General features: G+C 67.3%; 16 protein-coding genes. 6 read left to right on the top strand and 10 right to left on the bottom strand.

Going from position 1 to position 16098, the window contains the following annotated elements:
• Positions 1-305: 305 nt before the first annotated feature.
• The 4 genes from ABW137_RS33570 to mbp1 all read right to left on the bottom strand — a co-directional run bounded on the left by ABW137_RS33570 (position 306) and on the right by mbp1 (position 4767).
• Complete coding sequence (locus ABW137_RS33570; RefSeq protein WP_526406895.1) at positions 306-872, bottom strand: restriction endonuclease; 567 nt, start codon at positions 870-872, stop codon at positions 306-308.
• A 58-nt stretch (positions 873-930) separates the two neighbouring features.
• Positions 931-3534 carry a molybdopterin-dependent oxidoreductase gene (locus ABW137_RS33565; protein ID WP_526406893.1) on the bottom strand — a complete coding sequence of 868 codons (2604 nt, stop codon included), beginning with the start codon at positions 3532-3534 and terminating at the stop codon, positions 931-933.
• Between the two features lie 69 nt (positions 3535-3603).
• Complete coding sequence (locus ABW137_RS33560) at positions 3604-4428, bottom strand: FAD binding domain-containing protein (protein ID WP_526406891.1); 825 nt, start codon at positions 4426-4428, stop codon at positions 3604-3606.
• 96 nt (positions 4429-4524) lie between these two features.
• Positions 4525-4767: a microaggregate-binding protein 1 gene (mbp1, locus tag ABW137_RS33555; protein WP_526406889.1), complete on the bottom strand. Its 243-nt coding sequence runs from the start codon at positions 4765-4767 to the stop codon at positions 4525-4527.
• Positions 4768-5149: 382 nt separating this feature from the next.
• Between mbp1 and ABW137_RS33550 the strand changes: the two genes are divergently transcribed.
• Both ABW137_RS33550 and ABW137_RS33545 read left to right on the top strand, forming a co-directional pair.
• Complete coding sequence (locus ABW137_RS33550) at positions 5150-5584, top strand: ATP-binding protein (RefSeq protein ID WP_526406887.1); 435 nt, start codon at positions 5150-5152, stop codon at positions 5582-5584.
• Positions 5581-6369, top strand: a complete 789-nt coding sequence (locus ABW137_RS33545) for an RNA polymerase sigma factor SigF (protein WP_526406885.1) — start codon at positions 5581-5583, stop codon at positions 6367-6369. The genes ABW137_RS33550 and ABW137_RS33545 overlap by 4 nt, the downstream gene beginning before the upstream one ends.
• A gap of 27 nt (positions 6370-6396) precedes the next feature.
• Here ABW137_RS33545 and pucL read toward each other — a convergent pair whose 3' ends face one another.
• The 4 genes from pucL to pbuX form a co-directional block, all read right to left on the bottom strand.
• A complete protein-coding gene (pucL, locus tag ABW137_RS33540) occupies positions 6397-7296 on the bottom strand; it encodes a factor-independent urate hydroxylase (protein ID WP_526406883.1) in 900 nt (299 codons plus the stop codon).
• A gap of 3 nt (positions 7297-7299) precedes the next feature.
• Entirely contained in the window at positions 7300-7620 is a 321-nt protein-coding gene (uraH, locus tag ABW137_RS33535) for a hydroxyisourate hydrolase (RefSeq protein WP_526406881.1), read from the bottom strand.
• Positions 7621-7708: 88 nt separating this feature from the next.
• Positions 7709-8215 (bottom strand): 2-oxo-4-hydroxy-4-carboxy-5-ureidoimidazoline decarboxylase, encoded by a 507-nt coding sequence (gene uraD / locus ABW137_RS33530; RefSeq protein WP_526406879.1) that lies wholly within the window; start codon positions 8213-8215, stop codon positions 7709-7711.
• Positions 8216-10120, bottom strand: coding sequence for a PbuX/PucJ/PucK family nucleobase permease (gene pbuX / locus ABW137_RS33525; RefSeq protein ID WP_526406878.1), 1905 nt, complete (start codon positions 10118-10120; stop codon positions 8216-8218). It abuts the gene before it with no gap.
• Positions 10121-10153: 33 nt separating this feature from the next.
• Here pbuX and ABW137_RS33520 point away from each other — a divergent pair, with 33 nt between their 5' ends.
• Complete coding sequence (locus ABW137_RS33520) at positions 10154-10693, top strand: nucleotidyltransferase family protein (RefSeq protein WP_526406876.1); 540 nt, start codon at positions 10154-10156, stop codon at positions 10691-10693.
• Between the two features lie 48 nt (positions 10694-10741).
• Here ABW137_RS33520 and ABW137_RS33515 read toward each other — a convergent pair whose 3' ends face one another.
• Positions 10742-11779 (bottom strand): malate dehydrogenase, encoded by a 1038-nt coding sequence (locus ABW137_RS33515; protein WP_526406874.1) that lies wholly within the window; start codon positions 11777-11779, stop codon positions 10742-10744.
• Positions 11776-12108: a hypothetical protein gene (locus tag ABW137_RS33510; RefSeq protein WP_526406872.1), complete on the bottom strand. Its 333-nt coding sequence runs from the start codon at positions 12106-12108 to the stop codon at positions 11776-11778. Before ABW137_RS33510 ends, ABW137_RS33515 begins: the two co-directional genes overlap by 4 nt.
• A 534-nt stretch (positions 12109-12642) precedes the next feature.
• On the opposite strand from ABW137_RS33510, the gene pdhA reads away from it, so the two are divergent.
• Genes pdhA through ABW137_RS33495 form a run of 3 tightly spaced genes read left to right on the top strand, consistent with a single transcriptional unit; the run spans position 12643 to position 16056 of the window.
• Positions 12643-13725 (top strand): pyruvate dehydrogenase (acetyl-transferring) E1 component subunit alpha, encoded by a 1083-nt coding sequence (pdhA, locus tag ABW137_RS33505; protein ID WP_526406870.1) that lies wholly within the window; start codon positions 12643-12645, stop codon positions 13723-13725.
• A gap of 1 nt (position 13726) precedes the next feature.
• On the top strand, positions 13727-14773 hold the full coding sequence (locus ABW137_RS33500) for an alpha-ketoacid dehydrogenase subunit beta (protein ID WP_526406868.1): 1047 nt from the start codon (positions 13727-13729) through the stop codon (positions 14771-14773).
• Positions 14770-16056: a 2-oxo acid dehydrogenase subunit E2 gene (locus ABW137_RS33495; RefSeq protein WP_526406866.1), complete on the top strand. Its 1287-nt coding sequence runs from the start codon at positions 14770-14772 to the stop codon at positions 16054-16056. The genes ABW137_RS33500 and ABW137_RS33495 overlap by 4 nt, the downstream gene beginning before the upstream one ends.
• Positions 16057-16098: the final 42 nt, after the last annotated feature.

Below are 16098 nucleotides of genomic sequence, written 5' to 3'. Positions count from 1 at the left end.
GCTGGATGTCGTTGATCCACTGCTGGTGGGTCAGGTCCGCATTGGCGGGGGCGGCGAAGCCGAGGACGGCGGCGGTCAGGCCTGCGGCGACGGCGGTGGTGATGGTGGCGAATCCGAAGTTCTTCATGATCGTCCTTCTTTCGTGAGTTCTGCTGGTTTCTGGTCCGGTTGGGAGGCCTTCCCGGCCGGTCTGATGGGTATAACCAGCAGGTCAGCGGGTTGATTTCCGCTGGCAGTGATTGAGCGGCGGTTGGCAGGAATCGACCCGTAGGCAGGCGCCTTCTGGCGGAGCAAGCGGAGGGGTTTCACGCGACGTCGTCGGGCTGCGTCAGCCGGCGGATCGTCGAACCGAGGCGGTCGAGGCCGTCCCCGCCGACCAGTACACAACCGTGCAACTCGGCGAGTTTGCGAGCGGCGGGGGTGAAGTCGTGATTGGTGACGACCATGGTCTGCGTACAGTCCTGCATAGGTGCGCCCGCGACCACCTCTTGCACGGCACCAGCACCGACCGGCCGGGACTGTCGCTTGCATTGAATCGCAATGCGATTGGGTCTACGTCCCACGATGAGGTCGACGCCCCAGTCGCCCGTCAGCGGCGTCATGATGACCGGCACCCCGCACTGGCGGGCGAGGTGCGCGACGTGATCCTCGAAGTCCGTGCCCGACATCTCAAGCGTCGCCGAGGCGGGATGCTCGCGCGAGCCCGTTGTGACGAGGCCGCCCGCGAGACCGAACAGGAATCGCGGGATCGCGACGAGGGCGGCAGGAGCGAGGACGGCGACTGCGACGCTCCACTTGGCGTCCACCCCACACAGTGACGCGACCAATCCCGCGGCGATACCCACTGCCACATACGCCTTCACCCGTGTCACAGCCGAATCGTAGGTGGCCACCCCGACAGCGCCTGCGCCCTCGTCGAGGACCAGTGACTCAATCCTTCAGCGCACGCCACACCCTGGCCGGTGTCATCGGCAACTCGTGAAGGCGCGCGCCGCACGCCCGGGCGATCGCGTTCGCCAGCGCCGGCGCCACTGGGTTGTACGGTGACTCGCTCATCGACTTGGCGCCGAACGGCCCAAGCGCATCATGGGTATCCGCGAAGTACACCTCGGTGACGGGGAGGTCGGCCAGCTGCGGGATGTGGTAATTGCGAAGGTCTTTCGTCGTAACCGCCCCGTCGGGCCCGACACGCATCTCCTCGTAGAGTGCCGTGCCGATCGCCTGGGCCACCCCGCCCTCGACCTGCCCCCGGCACTGCTCGGGATTCATCACCACCCCGGCGTCCGCCGCCTGCACGGACCGCAGGATGCGAACCACGCCCGTCTCGACGTTGACCGCCACCCGGAAACCGTGCACGTTGAACGCCACCGACCGAGGGGTTCCGTCGTGGCGGCCGCGGCCGATCAGAGGTCGCGTCCCGGGATCGGCCGTCATCGCCGAACGCAGCTCGCGGCACGCCGCCTGCACCGCGATCCCGGCGACCACCGTGCCCGCCGAGCCGAATGCGCCCGTATCGTAACCCGTTGCATCGGTGTCGGATTGGTGGATCCGGACTCGGTGTGAGTCGATGCCCAGCTCCGAGGCCACGATCTGCGCGTGCACCGTGGACGTCCCGTTGCCGAACTCCGCGGTACCGACAGACAGCGTGAAATCACCGTCGGCGTCCAACGACACCGACGCGTCCGCGAAGTGTCCCCGCGGCGGGATCGTGGCGATCATCGCGATCGCCATGCCCTCGCCAACCCGCCACTGCGGACCGTCCGGCGCGGTCGCACCGTCGCCGGAGGCCAAGGCGCTCTGGGCAAGATCCAGACATTGGTCGAGGCCGTAGCTGCCATAGCTCAGGTCGTCGTCGGCGACGTGCGAATCGACGAAGGGATCGCCTGGCACGACGACATTTCGGCGCCGCAACTCGAACGCGTCGATGCCGAGCCGAAGTGCCAGCTCGTCCATCGCCGACTCGACGGCGAAGATCACCTGCCCCAGGCCGTAACCGCGAAAGGCGCCCGACGGAATGTTGTTGGTGTACACCGCCTGTGCGTCGACCCGCTTGTTGGAACATCGGTACACCGCGATCGACTCGCCGCAACCGTGGAACATCACCCCCGGGCTGTGATTGCCATACGCACCCGCATCCAGCAACACGTCGACCGCCAACGCCGTCAGAACCCCGTCGGCGTCCGCCGCCACCGTGGCGTCAACCCGAAACGGATGACGGCACGGCGCGGTGGCGAACTCGTCGGACCGGCTGAACTCCAAGCGGACCGGCAGCCCAAGCCGCAGCACCGCCAACGCCACCAAGTCCTCGGCCAGCATCTCCTGCTTGCCGCCGAAACCGCCACCCACCCGCTTGGTGAACACGTGCACCTGCGAACGGTCCAGCCCGAAGACGTGGCACAACTCGTCACGCACCAGGAACGGCACCTGCGAGCTGGTGCGGATCACCAGGCGTCCCGCCTCGTCGCGCCACCCCGTGCACCCGTGGGTCTCCAAGTGCGCGTGCTGAACGCGCTGCGTGGTCCAGCGGCCCGTCACCACCGCGCCACCGGAGTTCACCGCCGCCGCGATGCCGTCGTCCACGTCGCCGATGCCGCCGTGCAGCTCGGCGACCAAATTGCGGGACACGTCGGCGATGCGCGCGTCTGGGCCCTTGCCGTCGTGCACCAACGGAGCGCCTGCGCTGCGCGCCACCTCCGGATCGAACACCGCGGGCAGCTCGTCGTACTCGACGCGGATCAACCGGCACGCGTTGTCGGCGATGGCCGCGGTGTCGGCGACGACCGCGGCCACCCGCTGGCCGACGAACCGGACCGTGTCGTCGAGAACCAACGAATCGTCGGGGTCGTCGAGTCTGCTCTCGTGGCGCGCTGTCGAGAACGCCACCGGCGGACTGTCGCGATGGGTCAACACCAGCCGCACCCCGGGCAGCTGGTCAGCCGCCGCGGTGTCGATCGCCACGATCCTCGCGTGGGCGACCGGGCTGCGCACCACCGCCATGTGAAGCAGACCCTCGGGGGTGTGGTCCATCGTGTACTGCTCGGTGCCGGTGACCACCCGCATCCCCGCGGGCGCGCCGACGGAGTCGCCCGCACCGCCCACCCGTTTGGTGTTCACCGCACCCGCGAGGGCATCGGTGATCGCGCGGTAACCGGTGCATCGGCACAGGTTTCCCTTGAGGTTCTGGGGGAGATCGCTCAGCTGATCGGGGCGCAGCGTCGAAGCCGTCGTGATCATGCCCGCGGTGCAGAACCCGCACTGGAATCCGGCGGCCTCGACGAAGCGTCGTTGCATCGGATGCGGCTGCTCTGGAGTCCCGAGCCCTGCGACCGTGGTCACGTCGCGTCCCGCCGCGCGAAACGCCGGGAACACACAGGAATGCACCGGCGCCCCATCCACCAGCACCGAACAGGCGCCGCAGTCACCCGCGTCGCAGCCCTTCTTCACCTCGAAGTGACCGTGCTCACGAAGGTACGTCCGCAAACACTGACCGGGCCACGGATCATCCTGCAGCACACGCCCATTCACGTTGATCATGCGCGATCCCGCTCCGCTTCTCGCTGGTCCATCATGCGCGATCCCGCTCCGCTTCTCGCTGGTCGATCCTCACGCCAACTCACCCAACACCTGCTCGGCCAGCACCAAGGCCATGGCCCGCCGCCAGTCGGGATCGCCATGCGGATCGTCGGTCCACGCGTCGTCGGGGACGCTGCCATGCGCCTCGCGCACCGCGGCCACGCTCGGCGCCGACCGGAAGGTGAACACGTACGGGCGGACGGTCGCCGCGGTCACGGATAGGACGAAGCGCCCATCGGGGTCGGACCTGCCGATCACCACGACGCCCGAGCGTCCCAGCGGCGACGGCGCGAGCTTGCGGAACGCGGTACGGCCGCGAAGGGCTTCGGCAGGCAAGTGCACCGACCGCAGCACGTCGCCGGTCTGCAGGACGTTGGTGGCCATGCCGGTGACGAAGTCGGCGATGGGCACGCGGTAGTCGTCGCCGTCCCGACGCCACACCACCACCTCGCCCGCTAGTGCGGACGTCAGCGAGATCATCGATCCCGCAGGAAACGAGAGGCAGATGTTGCCCCCGATCGTCGCGGTTCGCCAGATCTTGAACGAGGCCAGCAGTGCCGCGCAACATTGGTCAAACAGGGGGGCTGCCAACCAGTCCGGTCTCACCGTCGGGAGCTCGGCCGAGAGGCTCGAGACGCGGGCCAGCGTGCAGGTGGCGGCCAGCTCGATCCCAACATCGGTGACTGTGACTGCGGGCCAGCCCAATTCGGCCAGGTCGACCAGTCGCCGGAGGTGTGGCTGCGGGTCGGAGAACAGATACGTACCGCCGCCGACGACGGCGTCCGATGGGCCCAGTGGCCACAGGTCGGCGCGCCGCCGCGGGGCCGTGACCGTTTCGATGGTGTTCAGATCCACTCATCGACGGTAGTCATCCCTGGCCCTCGTCGCAGCATGGAGATGGTCCGGTCGAAACTTCCGACCGGACCATCCCGAGTATCCATGCGAGCAGACCTAGAGCTGCTGTTCTGCCTTCTGACGCGCTTCTGCGGCGGCAGCACCGCCGCGGGCGGCCTCGGCCTCGGCTTCCTTCTTCGCGACGTCGCGCTGGGCCTCGGCCTTGTCCTGCTGCGCCTTGCCCTCACGAATCAGGTCATCACGCCCGGTCACGGTGCCGACGACTTCCTTGGCCTTGCCCTTGACGTCTTCGACGACGCCCTTGACGCCTGCTTCGGGTCCACTGTCCTTGTCGGTCATGGCTGCCTCTCCCTCATTCACCACTTGGTGAGTATCTGGTCGGTCCAAGGTTGCCCGTCGGGCCGCGCAGCTAAACGGATTGCGGCATCGGTCACCCCGCCAGCTACCAATTGCCTTGGTCACGAGTTGCTTTCATCGACAACCGGAATGGCAGGGTGCGGGGCGGCCGCGTCGCCACGGGTTTAGTCGGCCTGCGGCTGGGCATCCTCGACGGGAATGAGTCACGTGAAACCAGCAGGAGGCGCCCCAAACATGCGGACCAAGTACGCCGCGGTCACCGCTCCGGATTGCTTCGTCAAGCAGCCCGCTGGTGAACGGAGTGGTCGTGGTTAGCTGGGGAGCTCCTCGGGGTAATCTCGCGTGGAGATCACTTGGAGGGCGCGTGTCAGAGGGTCAGCACGACCATGGCGGAGGGCATCAAAACCCTCGCGCCATCGAAGTTCGCGTGGCGGCGAAGTTGGAGAACCTCGCGGTGCTGCGGACCGTTGTCGGCGCCGTCGGTACCTATGAGGACCTGGACTTCGACAGCGTCGCCGACCTGCGGCTGGCCGTCGACGAGGCATGCACGCGCCTCATCCGATCGGCCACTCCGGATGCCACCCTGGTGCTGGTGGTCAACCCCCTCGACGCGCAACTCGTCGTCGACGTATCGACCTCCTGCTCCTCACCCGACATCGTGGTCCCCGGCAGCTTCAGCTGGCACGTCCTGAGCTCACTGACGGACGAGGTGTCCACGTTCCACGACGGCCATGGTCCGGAGGACGCGCAGGTCTTCGGAATCTCCATGACGACGAGACGAGCGAGCTCGCTGAGGTGACAACGTCGTCCTCTCGGGGTTCGTCGTCACGATCGAACTCTGAATACGCGGACGTGGCCGACATGTTCCGCACGCTGCAGCAGCTGCCTGACGGCTCCGCCAAGTTCACCCGCCAACGCGACGCCATCGTCGAACGGTGTCTGCCGTTGGCCGACCACATCGCGCGCCGCTTCGACGGCCGCGGCGAACCCAGAGACGACCTGGTGCAGGTGGCACGGGTCGGGCTGGTCAATGCCGTCATCCGCTTCGACGTCGACGCCGGATCGGACTTCGTGTCGTTCGCCGTACCGACCATCATGGGTGAGGTACGGCGCCACTTCAGGGACAACAGCTGGTCGGTGAAGGTCCCGCGCCGGCTCAAGGAGCTGCACCTGCGACTCGGCGCGGCGACGGCTGAGCTGTCGCAGCGGCTCGGTCGGGCGCCAACGCCCTCGGAACTGGCCGCCGAGCTCGAGATGGATCGCGAGGAGATCGTCGAAGGTCTCGTCGCGGGCAGCTCCTACAACACGCTGTCGATCGACGGCGTCGGCGGCGGCACCGACGAGGCGCCAGCCATCGCCGACACCCTCGGCGACGTCGACGCCAACCTCGACCGCATCGAAAACCGGGAAGCGTTGCGTCCGTTGCTCGAAAGCCTTCCCGAACGGGAACGCACGGTCCTGGTGTTGCGGTTCTTCGAGTCGCTGACCCAGACGCAGATCGCGGAGCGGGTGGGCATCTCGCAGATGCACGTCTCGCGTCTGCTCGCGAAGTCGCTAACGCGGCTCAGGGATCAGCTCGAATAGCGGGCAAACCCACCGAGCACCGCGACGCTAGGGTAGCCAGCCCTGGTAGACGTCCCACGCGGCGCCAGCCTGCGGTGCGTCGTCCCTGGTGACGGTGGCCTGGATGAAACCGTATGGCCGGTCGTCGGCGTTGAACACCTCCCTGTTGTTCTCCACGCCGAATGGGGCGAGGTCGTAGACGAAGTGATGCTTGTTGGGCGCCGCGAGCCGTACCTCGGCGATCACCGGATACGTCTCGAGCACCGCCTTGCCCATCTCGTAGAGCGTCTGCTGCAGGGCCAGTGACTGCACCACGGCGAACTGCTTGACCAGTTGGGTCTTGACGCCCTCATAGGTCGCTTCCCAATCGACGTCGGTGGAGGTGAAACGCCACTGCGCCGTCAGCGACGTCGCCATCACCCGGTCGTGCGTCGGCTCCAGGATGGTGTACGGGTCGGTGAGGAAGTCGGCGAACTCCGAGCCGGTGGACTTCAGGATGGTCATCTCCTTGAGCCCACCGATGACCCATTCCCCTTCGGCGTCAACGGTTATCGCCGCGGTGCGGACCTCCTGGCCCTTGCGGATCCAGGTGTGATCGTGCTCGACGCCATCCACGACCGCACGCTGCCAAGCGTATTCATCGATCTCGATCCGCGCACCCTGCACCGGCTCGACGTCGTGCACGAAGTGCCGTGCCAGCGCGAGGCCGTAGTCCTCGATCGACAGCAGACCCTTCTCCTTGGCATACGCGTAGGCGGTCTGCTTCTGGGTATCGGTGGGCAGCACCTCCGATTGATCGCCGACCAGATGGGCAGCACTGAAATCCCCACGCAGACATGTGGACACGTTGACGTCATGAATTTCGTGGCGCGGGCTGTCGCGGTAGATCCTGACGACGCGGTTCTCGGCCTTGCCGTATTGGTTCTTGCCAAGGATGATCTTCGACACTGCTCAGCTCCCTCGGTAGGTGGAATACGCATACGGCGAAAGCAGCACCGGAACGTGGTAATGACCTGCGGTGTCGGTGATCTCGAAGGCGATGACGATTTCCGGGTAGAACGCGGGTACGTCGTTGGCCGCGAAGTAGGAGCCGGTGTCGAAGTGTAGACGGTGCACTCCGGCGGCCAAGTCGTCGCCGAGGCGCGCGACGCGTCCGTCCTCGTTGGTGACGGCCGTGGCCAGCGTGGTGCCCGCCGCGTCGGAAAGGGTGACGGCAACCCCTATGGCGGGCCGGCCGGAGACGGCGTCGAGGACGTGGGTGGAGAGACTCATGCGGTCACCATCGCGCGCGAGCGGGCGCACAACGCGTCAGAACCGCGGCGTGTCGCGTTCGGACCCGCACCCTCGCCGCGGGGGAGAATCACGCCGGCTCGCTCAGCAGACGTTCCAGCCGCAGCCGGTTGATCTTCGCCAGCTCACTGCGCATCACCCGGCGTTCGGTGTCGGGGTCGTTGTGCAGCCGGTCGGTCAGGATGGCCAGCAGCTCCTCGGCGGAGCGGCCGCTGGCGCACACCAGATACACGTAGCCGAACTTGTCGTCGTATTCGCGGTTCTTGGCGGCCAATTCGGCTTTCACGTCGTCACCCGCAGAGGCCACGGCGGACTGCTCGCGGGCCGAGGACGCATTGTCGACCTTGGCGCCGATCCTCGGATGCCCGTCCAGTGCCGCGTCGATCTCACCGTCGGGCAGCTCGGCGAGCACCCGGTCGGCACGGTCCAGCAGCGCGTCGACGTCGCGGAACGGCCCGCCGGCGAGCACCCGACGCGCCCAGATTGGCGACGAGCACACGCCATAGAGCAGGTTCATCCGCTGACGGTCGGTCAGGCGGTTGAACCCGTCGAGGCCGAGTGCTCCCTTGGTAGGCATCTACTGCAATTCGTTGAGCCGACTGAACTTCGCCGCGGCGATCGGGTTGGCGTCGGCCACCAGATCGATGAATCGATAGTTCGCGATCTTCGCGACCTCGATCAACGCGAAGGCCTTTTCGGCGGCCGGCGAATTGTCCATCCGCGACCAGCCGTTCTTGAGCACTCGGTCGAAGTGCTCCGTCTCGCGTGCGCAGATGACGAGGGGGAAGCCGAAGTGGTCGCGGTAGGACCCCGCCAGTTCGACGACGTCGTCGTGGTCCTGTTCATCGAGATTCGATAGTGCCACGTGGTCGACGGCCAGAGCATGGCCCGTCTCGTCCTCGGCGCCGAGATCGTGGAACGCGTTGAGCAGCTCCAGTTGCTGTTCCGACGAGCCGGTGAGTACCGCGTCCTGGAACGCCTCGCGCATCGCCCTGGTGTCGGCGAACGGGCGCTGCTCGTAGGCGCGCTCGACGGCCCACGGGACGTCCTGCACCACATGCCCGAAGACCTCCGTGAAGCGCTCCTTGGTCATCGAGTTCACCTCGTCGAGGGTGATCGAACCGCCGCCTGCCACCCGCGGACCACGCGAACCGGTATGGAAGAACACGATGTTCAGCAGGATCGCGCATACCGCGCCGATGCTGATGCCGCTGCCGAAGATCAGGTTCAGACCGGTGGGCATCGCCTTGGCGATGTCCGGGTAGGACGTCACCCACAGCGCCAAGGCCAGGCTCGTCGTGACGATGATCAGATTGCGGTGATCGGTGAAGTCGACCTTCCCGAGCGTCTGGATGCCGACCACGGCGACGGTGGCGAACAACGTCAGCGCCGCGCCGCCGAGCACGGGGTTCGGGATCGAGGCGACGATGGCGGCGACCTTGGGCAGGAACCCGAGAATGATCATGATGACGCCCGCGGCGGCCACCACCCAGCGGCTCTTGACGCCGGTGAGGCGAACCAGGCCGACGTTCTCCGAGAACGCCGTGTAGGGAAACGAATTGAAGATGCCGCCGATGGTGGTGGCGACGCCATCGGCGCGCAGCACGTTGCCGATGTCGGAGGCCTTGACGCGCTTGCCGACGATCTCACCCGTCGCGATCGTCGAACCGGTCGACTCCACGGCGGTGATCAACAGCACGATGATCATGGTCAGGCAGGCGACGAAGTCGAACTTGGGCATCCCGAAGAGGAACGGAGGGGTGAAGCCCAACGCCGCGGCCTCGCCCACCCTGTCGAAGTTCATGTCACCAAGCGCGAAGGCGACCGCGCACCCGATGACCAGGCCCAGCAGGACGGCGATGGTGGCCAGGAAGCCGCGGAACACCCGCTGGATACCGACGATGATCGCGATGGTGCCCAGCGCGTAGAGGAACCACCGGATGTTCGTGGGGTCGGTCTCGTGGGTGTGGGGATTGGTGACCGCGTCAAGCGCGCCCACCGGAACCAAACACAGGCCGATGATGGTGATCAGGGTGCCCGTGACCACCGGCGGGAAGAATCGCAGCAGCTTGATGAAGATGGGTGCGATGAGGAACGTGAAGATGCCCGCGACGATGACGGCGCCGTAGACGTACAGCAGGCTCGGTGCTCCGCCGCCGTTGGCCAGCCCGATGGCGATGATCGGGGAGACGCCCGCGAAGGTGACACCCTGGAGCAGCGGTAGCCGGACGCCCACCTTCCAGAACCCGACGGCCTGGATGATCGACGCGATGCCGCAGGTGAACAAATCGGCGGTGATCAGCTTCACCAGGTCTTCGGCGGGCAGGTCGATCGCGCCCGCGATGATGATGGGCACCAGGACCGCGCCCGCGTAGAACGCGACGACGTGCTGGAACCCGTACGTGGCGAGCTTCGGGATCGGCAGCACCTCGTCAACCGGGTGCACGCGTCTGTGGATCTTCTTGTCGACCGGGGCGGACATGGGACAAGAATCGACCAGGTTGACAATGTTCGCATGTCGAAGCGGGGTGCCGTCGCGGGCGTGCTGCTCGCCGCCGGAGCGGGAACCCGGTATGGGATGCCCAAAGTGCTTGCCGAACAAGGCGAGTGGCTGCGCCTTGCGGTGGAGGCCCTGCGCAACGGCGGATGTGACGACGTCGTGGTGGTACTGGGAGCGGCGGTCGTCGACGTCCCCGAGCCGGCGCGCGCCGTCATCGCCACGGACTGGGCCGATGGCATGAGTGCGTCGGTGCGGTCCGGGTTGGCGGCGATCGTGGGGGCCGACCTGGCCGTCTTGCACACCGTCGACACTCCCGACGTTGGAGCCGACGTGGTTCGACGTGTGTTGGCCGCCGCGGGTACTTCTGGGTTGGCCCGCGCCGCCTACACCGGTCGCCCGGGACATCCGGTCGTGATCGCGACCGGCTTCTGGCCGTCCCTGGTGGCGGATCTGCACGGTGACGAGGGAGCGCGGCGGTTCCTGTCGGGGCGGACCGACGTGGTGACCGTCGAATGTGGGGACCTGGCCAGCGGCGAAGACGTCGATCGGCGCTAACGGCGCGGCGACACGCTACCGAGCTACTGAGGTACTAGAGCAGGGGTACTAGAGCAGACCGAGGGCCTGCACCGCCGCGCGCTCCTCGGTCAGTTCGGCCACCGACGCGTCGATGCGCGCGCGGGAGAATGCATTGAGCTCCAGGCCCTCGACGATCTGCCATGCACCGTCGACCGCCCGCACCGGAAGCGACGCCACGATGCCCTCGGGGATGCCGTACACGCCGGGGGAGGCCAGGGCCACGGACGTCCAGTCGTCGGGGTCGGTGCCGTCGACCCAGTCCCGCACGTGGTCGATCGCGGCGTTGGCCGCCGAAGCGGCCGACGACGTGCCGCGCGCTTCGATGATCGCCGTCCCGCGTTTGGCCACGGTTGGGATGAAATCGGTTGTCAGCCAATCGGTGTCGGCGGCATACTCGGCGCCCGACCGGCCTGCGACCTCGGCGTGGAAGATGTCGGGGTACATGGTCGGGGAGTGGTTGCCCCACACCGTGACGCGCGAGACGTCGGCGACGTGGACGTTCGCGTGGGCGGCCAGGGCGGCGACCGCCCGGTTGTGATCCAACCGGGTGAGTGCCGTGAACCGCTCCGACGGTATGTCCGGCGCATGGGCGGACGCGACGAGGGCATTGGTGTTCGCCGGATTGCCGACCACCACGACCCGAACGTCGGAGGACGCGCCCGCATTCAGGGCCCGCCCGGCGTCGGCGAAGATCGCGGCATTGGCGGCCAGCAGGTCGGCCCGCTCCATGCCCTTGCTACGCGGCTTCGCCCCGACCAACAGTGCGACGTCGACACCGTCGAATGCCTGCACCGGATCGTCGTGGATCTCGATGCCCGCCAGCAGCTCGAAGGCGCTGTCGACGAGTTCCATCACCACGCCTTCGGCTGCCCTCGCCGCCGACGGCAACTCCAGCAGCCGCAACGTCACGGGCACACCTCTGCCGAGCAGCGCGCCCGCGCCGATGCGGAACAGCGCCGCGTAACCGATCTGGCCCGCGGCACCGGTGACGGCGACGACCTTCGGGCTGGCGGAGCGGGGTGCGGTAGACGAGATCGGTCCATCGGAGCCGGGGCGGTCGGTCACGTCCAGACCCGCAGACCAAGCACTTCGGAGGCGTAACGCCGCACGGTGTCCTCGGCGATCGCGGCGGCGTCCTCGAAACCCGGCCTGCCCCGGCTCTCCATGAACGACGACTTGGGGTCGAGGGCGATCTCGGCGATCAGCTCACCGGTCGTCGGTATGCACACCGCCCACGTGTAGCGGGTGTCGGATTCCCAGTCGTCGGCGGCCTGGTCGATGTACTCAAGGTCGGTCTCGCCGAGGTCGGCCAGCGCGGGCCGGTCATCGACCCGATCGTCACACCTCAGGCCACGCAAGTACCACTCACCCGTGTTGATCTCCACGACTTCCACCGACTCAGCGTCTCACGGCGCCCCATGCGCGGCCGACGTAGCCTCTTGCTGGATCCGCACGTCGACGTGACGGTACGGAGCGCGCCCACCGCGATGTTGCTCGACGGCCGGCGGGACACGCCCGAGAACCGCCGGGAGGGCCAAATTCACAGAAGTTTCATTCGCATCGAATGAGGTTGCTGCCAAGAATTCGCGAAACGGCCAACGATACGGCTGACGTCGCAAATGTCGAAATGCTCGGCTGGGCTTCTTCACCACCCTGAGCTGCGCGTCGACGGCGATCATCGGGAAAGGGAGAGGAGGCGCAATGGCCACAAAAGCCGAAGACAGCATCGAACGCCGACGACGAAGCGCCGTCGAATCGTCGGCCCGACCGCTCCCCGCGTGCGCGCGGTGCCACGCCGAACGTCAACTCGGGGTGGCATCTCGTAGATCTCCCTCGTAGGCTTTGCTCACTCACCAGAACACCGCGGCGGGGTTTGCTAGCAGTCAACACGTCGGGACGAGCGAAGACGTCACGCAAGGAGTCGAGAAATGTTTGCACCGCCCGGCGAACTCGGGTTAGAGCCGATCTCCCTGATAGACCCCAGCGGAGAGGCGACGTCAGAGAACCGCTACAGCCGCGAGTTGCCGAAGGAAACGTTGAGCTGGCTCTACGAGATGATGGTCGTCACGCGCGACCTCGACGGCGAGTTCATCAACCTGCAGCGGCAGGGTGAGCTGGCGCTCTTCCCGTCGTGCCTGGGCCAGGAGGCCGCGCAGGTCGGCGCCGCGGCGTGCCTCCGCAAGACCGACTGGCTGTTCCCGCAGTATCGCGAACTCGGGGTCTTCCTGGTTCGCGGCATCGCACCGGGGCACGTCGGTCTCGCGTGGCGTGGCACGTGGAATGGTGGACACGAATTCACCAAGAAGCGCTGCGCGCCGATGTCGATCCCCATCGGCACCCATGCCTTGCACGCGGTGGGCGCCGCGATGGCTGCCCAACGTCTGAACGAGGACTCGGTGACCGTCGCCTTTCTCGGCGACGGTTCGACCAGTGAAGGCGACGTCCACGAGGCGCTGAACTTCGCGGCGGTGTTCAAGACGCCGTGCATCTTCTATGTCCAGAACAACCAGTGGGCGATCTCGATCCCGTTGGCCAAGCAGATGGTCGCGCCGTCGATCGCCCACAAGGCGGTCGGATACGGCATGCCGGGCATCCGGGTCGACGGCAACGATCCGCTGGCCTGCTATGCGGTGATGGCCGAGGCCGCGGAACGCGCACGCGCAGGCGAGGGCCCCACCCTCGTCGAGGCGGTCACCTACCGGATGGGCCCGCACACCACCTCCGACGACCCGACCCGCTACCGGTCCGCCGCGGAAGTGGACCACTGGGCGGAGCGCGACCCGATCACGCGGTACCGCGCCTACCTGAAGAACCTCGGAATCTGGACGGAGCGGCTCGAAGACCGGGTCGCGGCCCGTTCGACCCGGCTAAGGGGCGAGCTTCGTGACATGGTGTTCGGGGCGCCGGACTTCGACGTGGCCGAAGTGTTCGACACCGTGTACGCCGAGATAACTCCAGACCTGGCAGAGCAGCGTCAGCAGTTGATGGCCGAACTCGCGAAGGATGAATGAGGTGACCGAGATCATTGACCGTCCCACCGAACGTCCCCCGGCGGCGGGTGTGAAGAGTCCGCAGACCAGCAGCGCCATGACCATGGTCGAGGCACTCAACCGAGGGCTTCACGACGCGATGGCCGACGACGAGCGAGTGCTGGTGTTCGGAGAGGACGTCGCCCATCAGGGCGGCGTCTTCCGCGTCACCGAGGGCGTCGCGAAGGCATTCGGCGACGCGCGATGCTTCGACACCCCACTGGCCGAATCGGCGATCATCGGCATCTCGGTGGGGTTGGCGATCCGCGGATTCGTACCGGTGCCAGAGATTCAGTTCGACGGCTTCTCCTATCCCGCCTTCGACCAAATCGTCAGCCACCTCGCGAAGTTCCGGCAGCGGACCCACGGCGAGATCAACATGCCCGTCACGATCCGCATCCCATCGTTCGGCGGAATCGGTGCAGCCGAACATCATTCGGAGTCGACCGAGACGTACTGGGTGCACACGGCCGGCCTCAAGGTCGTTACGCCCGCCACCCCGACCGATGCCTACTGGCTGCTTCGCTACGCGATCGCCAGCCCCGACCCGGTCGTGTTCCTCGAACCGAAGCGCCGGTACTGGGGCCGCGAGGTGGTCGACACGTCCGTTCCCGCCCCGCCCATCGGACAAGCCCAGATTCGCCGGGAGGGCACCGATGTCACCGTGCTCACCTACGGCGGGCTCGTCGCGACCGCGTTGAGCGCGGCCGAGACCGCCGCCGAACACCACGGCTGGAGCCTGGAAGTCGTCGACCTGCGGTCTCTGAACCCGCTGGACTTCGACACCGTGGCCGAGTCCGTCCGCAAGACGGGCCGCTGCGTCGTCCTGCACGAGGGGGCCCGCACCCTGGGCTTCGGTGCGGAACTGGCCGCACGCATTCAGGAGGAGCTGTTCTACGAGCTTGAGGCGCCAGTGCTGCGCGCCACCGGTTTCGACACGCCGTACCCGCCGGCGCGGCTGGAGAAGCTGTGGCTGCCGGGCCCGGACCGTCTCCTGGACTGCGTCGAGAGGGCACTGGACCAGCCATGAGCTCCGACAGCGTGAAGCAGTTCCTGGTGCCCGACCTGGGTGAGGGCCTGGAAGAGGCCACGATCGTGTGCTGGAACGTCGCGGTCGGCGACGAGGTCATCCTGAACCAGACGCTGTGTTCACTGGAAACCGCGAAGGCCGAAGTCGAGATACCCAGCCCGTACGCGGGCCGCATCGTCGAACTGCGCGGCAAGGAGGACGACGTCCTTCAGGTCGGCTCCGTGCTGGTCCGCATCGACACCGCGGCCGACGCGGCCGCCCCGCCCAACCCGGTCAGCGCCAACGGCTCCGCCGCTGCCGACCCGCCCGCGAGCGGCGTCCGGACGTCGGTTCTCGTCGGCTACGGCGCCGACGGGGCGATCGACACCAGCAGACGGCGCACCCACGGCTCGTCGGCGAGGTCGGGGCGGTCCCGCCCGCGGGCCGCGCCTCCGGTCCGCAAGCTCGCCGCGGAACTACGGGTCGATCTGGACTCCCTGCAACCCGGGTCGGGGCCGGGTGGCGTCATCACCAGGGACGACGTCCTGACGGCCGCGGACTCATCGGCATCGGCCAGCACCGAGGCACCCTCCGATCGCGGTCACGACGTCATTCCCGTCAACCGGGTGCAGTCCCGGATGGCGGATCGCATGCTCCGCTCGCGCAGCGAGATTCCCGACGCGCACTGCAGCGTGCAGGTCGACTACACCGGCCTCCTGCAGCTGCGGGACCGGTTCCGGGGTGCCGCGGGCGACAACGGGCAGCACGTCACGCCGTTCGTGCTGACGATGCGGCTCCTCGTCGTTGCGCTGACCCACAACAAGGTCTTCAATTCGACCTGGGTGGAGACCGCCAATGGGCCACAGGTGCATTCGCACCGCGCCGTCCACCTCGGCTTCGGAGTCGCCACGCCACGGGGCCTTCTGGTGCCGGTGGTGGCCGAGGCCCAGAAGAAGACCACCCTTGGCCTGGCCGCCCGGGTGGCCGAGCTGATCCGCGGCGCCAGGGAGGGCAGCCTCAAGCCCACCGAGCTCCAGGGGTCGACGTTCACCGTGTCCAACTTCGGCGCGCTGGGTCTCGACGAGGGCGTGCCGGTGATCAACCACCCGGAGGCCGCGATCCTCGGCATGGGATCGCTCAAGCCAAGGGCCGTCGTCGTCGACGACGAACTGGTCATCCGACCGACCATGACCATCACGTGCGCCTTCGACCACAGGATCGCCGACGGTGCGCAGGTCGCGACCTTCCTCTGCGAGCTCCGTGACCTGATCGAGTCACCCGAGATCGCGCTGCTGGACCTCTGACCGGACGCCGAAACTGCGGGGCGATCGCGAGAACTCTTCGCG

Source organism: Mycobacterium sp. (assembly GCF_040509115.1).
GTDB lineage: Bacteria > Actinomycetota > Actinomycetes > Mycobacteriales > Mycobacteriaceae > Mycobacterium.
This window is presented reverse-complemented; position numbering and strand designations above follow the sequence as displayed.

Bases quoted from the DNA above. Each gene is read 5' to 3' on its own strand.
- ABW137_RS33565 (WP_526406893.1), bottom strand. From the start codon at position 3,534: ATGATCAACGTGAATGGGCGTGTGCTGCAGGATGATCCGTGGCCCGGT.
- mbp1 (WP_526406889.1), bottom strand. From the start codon at position 4,767: ATGACCGACAAGGACAGTGGACCCGAAGCAGGCGTCAAGGGCGTCGTC.
- uraH (WP_526406881.1), bottom strand. From the start codon at position 7,620: ATGAGTCTCTCCACCCACGTCCTCGACGCCGTCTCCGGCCGGCCCGCC.
- uraD (WP_526406879.1), bottom strand. From the start codon at position 8,215: ATGCCTACCAAGGGAGCACTCGGCCTCGACGGGTTCAACCGCCTGACC.
- pbuX (WP_526406878.1), bottom strand. From the start codon at position 10,120: ATGTCCGCCCCGGTCGACAAGAAGATCCACAGACGCGTGCACCCGGTT.
- ABW137_RS33520 (WP_526406876.1), top strand. From the start codon at position 10,154: ATGTCGAAGCGGGGTGCCGTCGCGGGCGTGCTGCTCGCCGCCGGAGCG.
- pdhA (WP_526406870.1), top strand. From the start codon at position 12,643: ATGTTTGCACCGCCCGGCGAACTCGGGTTAGAGCCGATCTCCCTGATA.
- ABW137_RS33495 (WP_526406866.1), top strand. From the start codon at position 14,770: ATGAGCTCCGACAGCGTGAAGCAGTTCCTGGTGCCCGACCTGGGTGAG.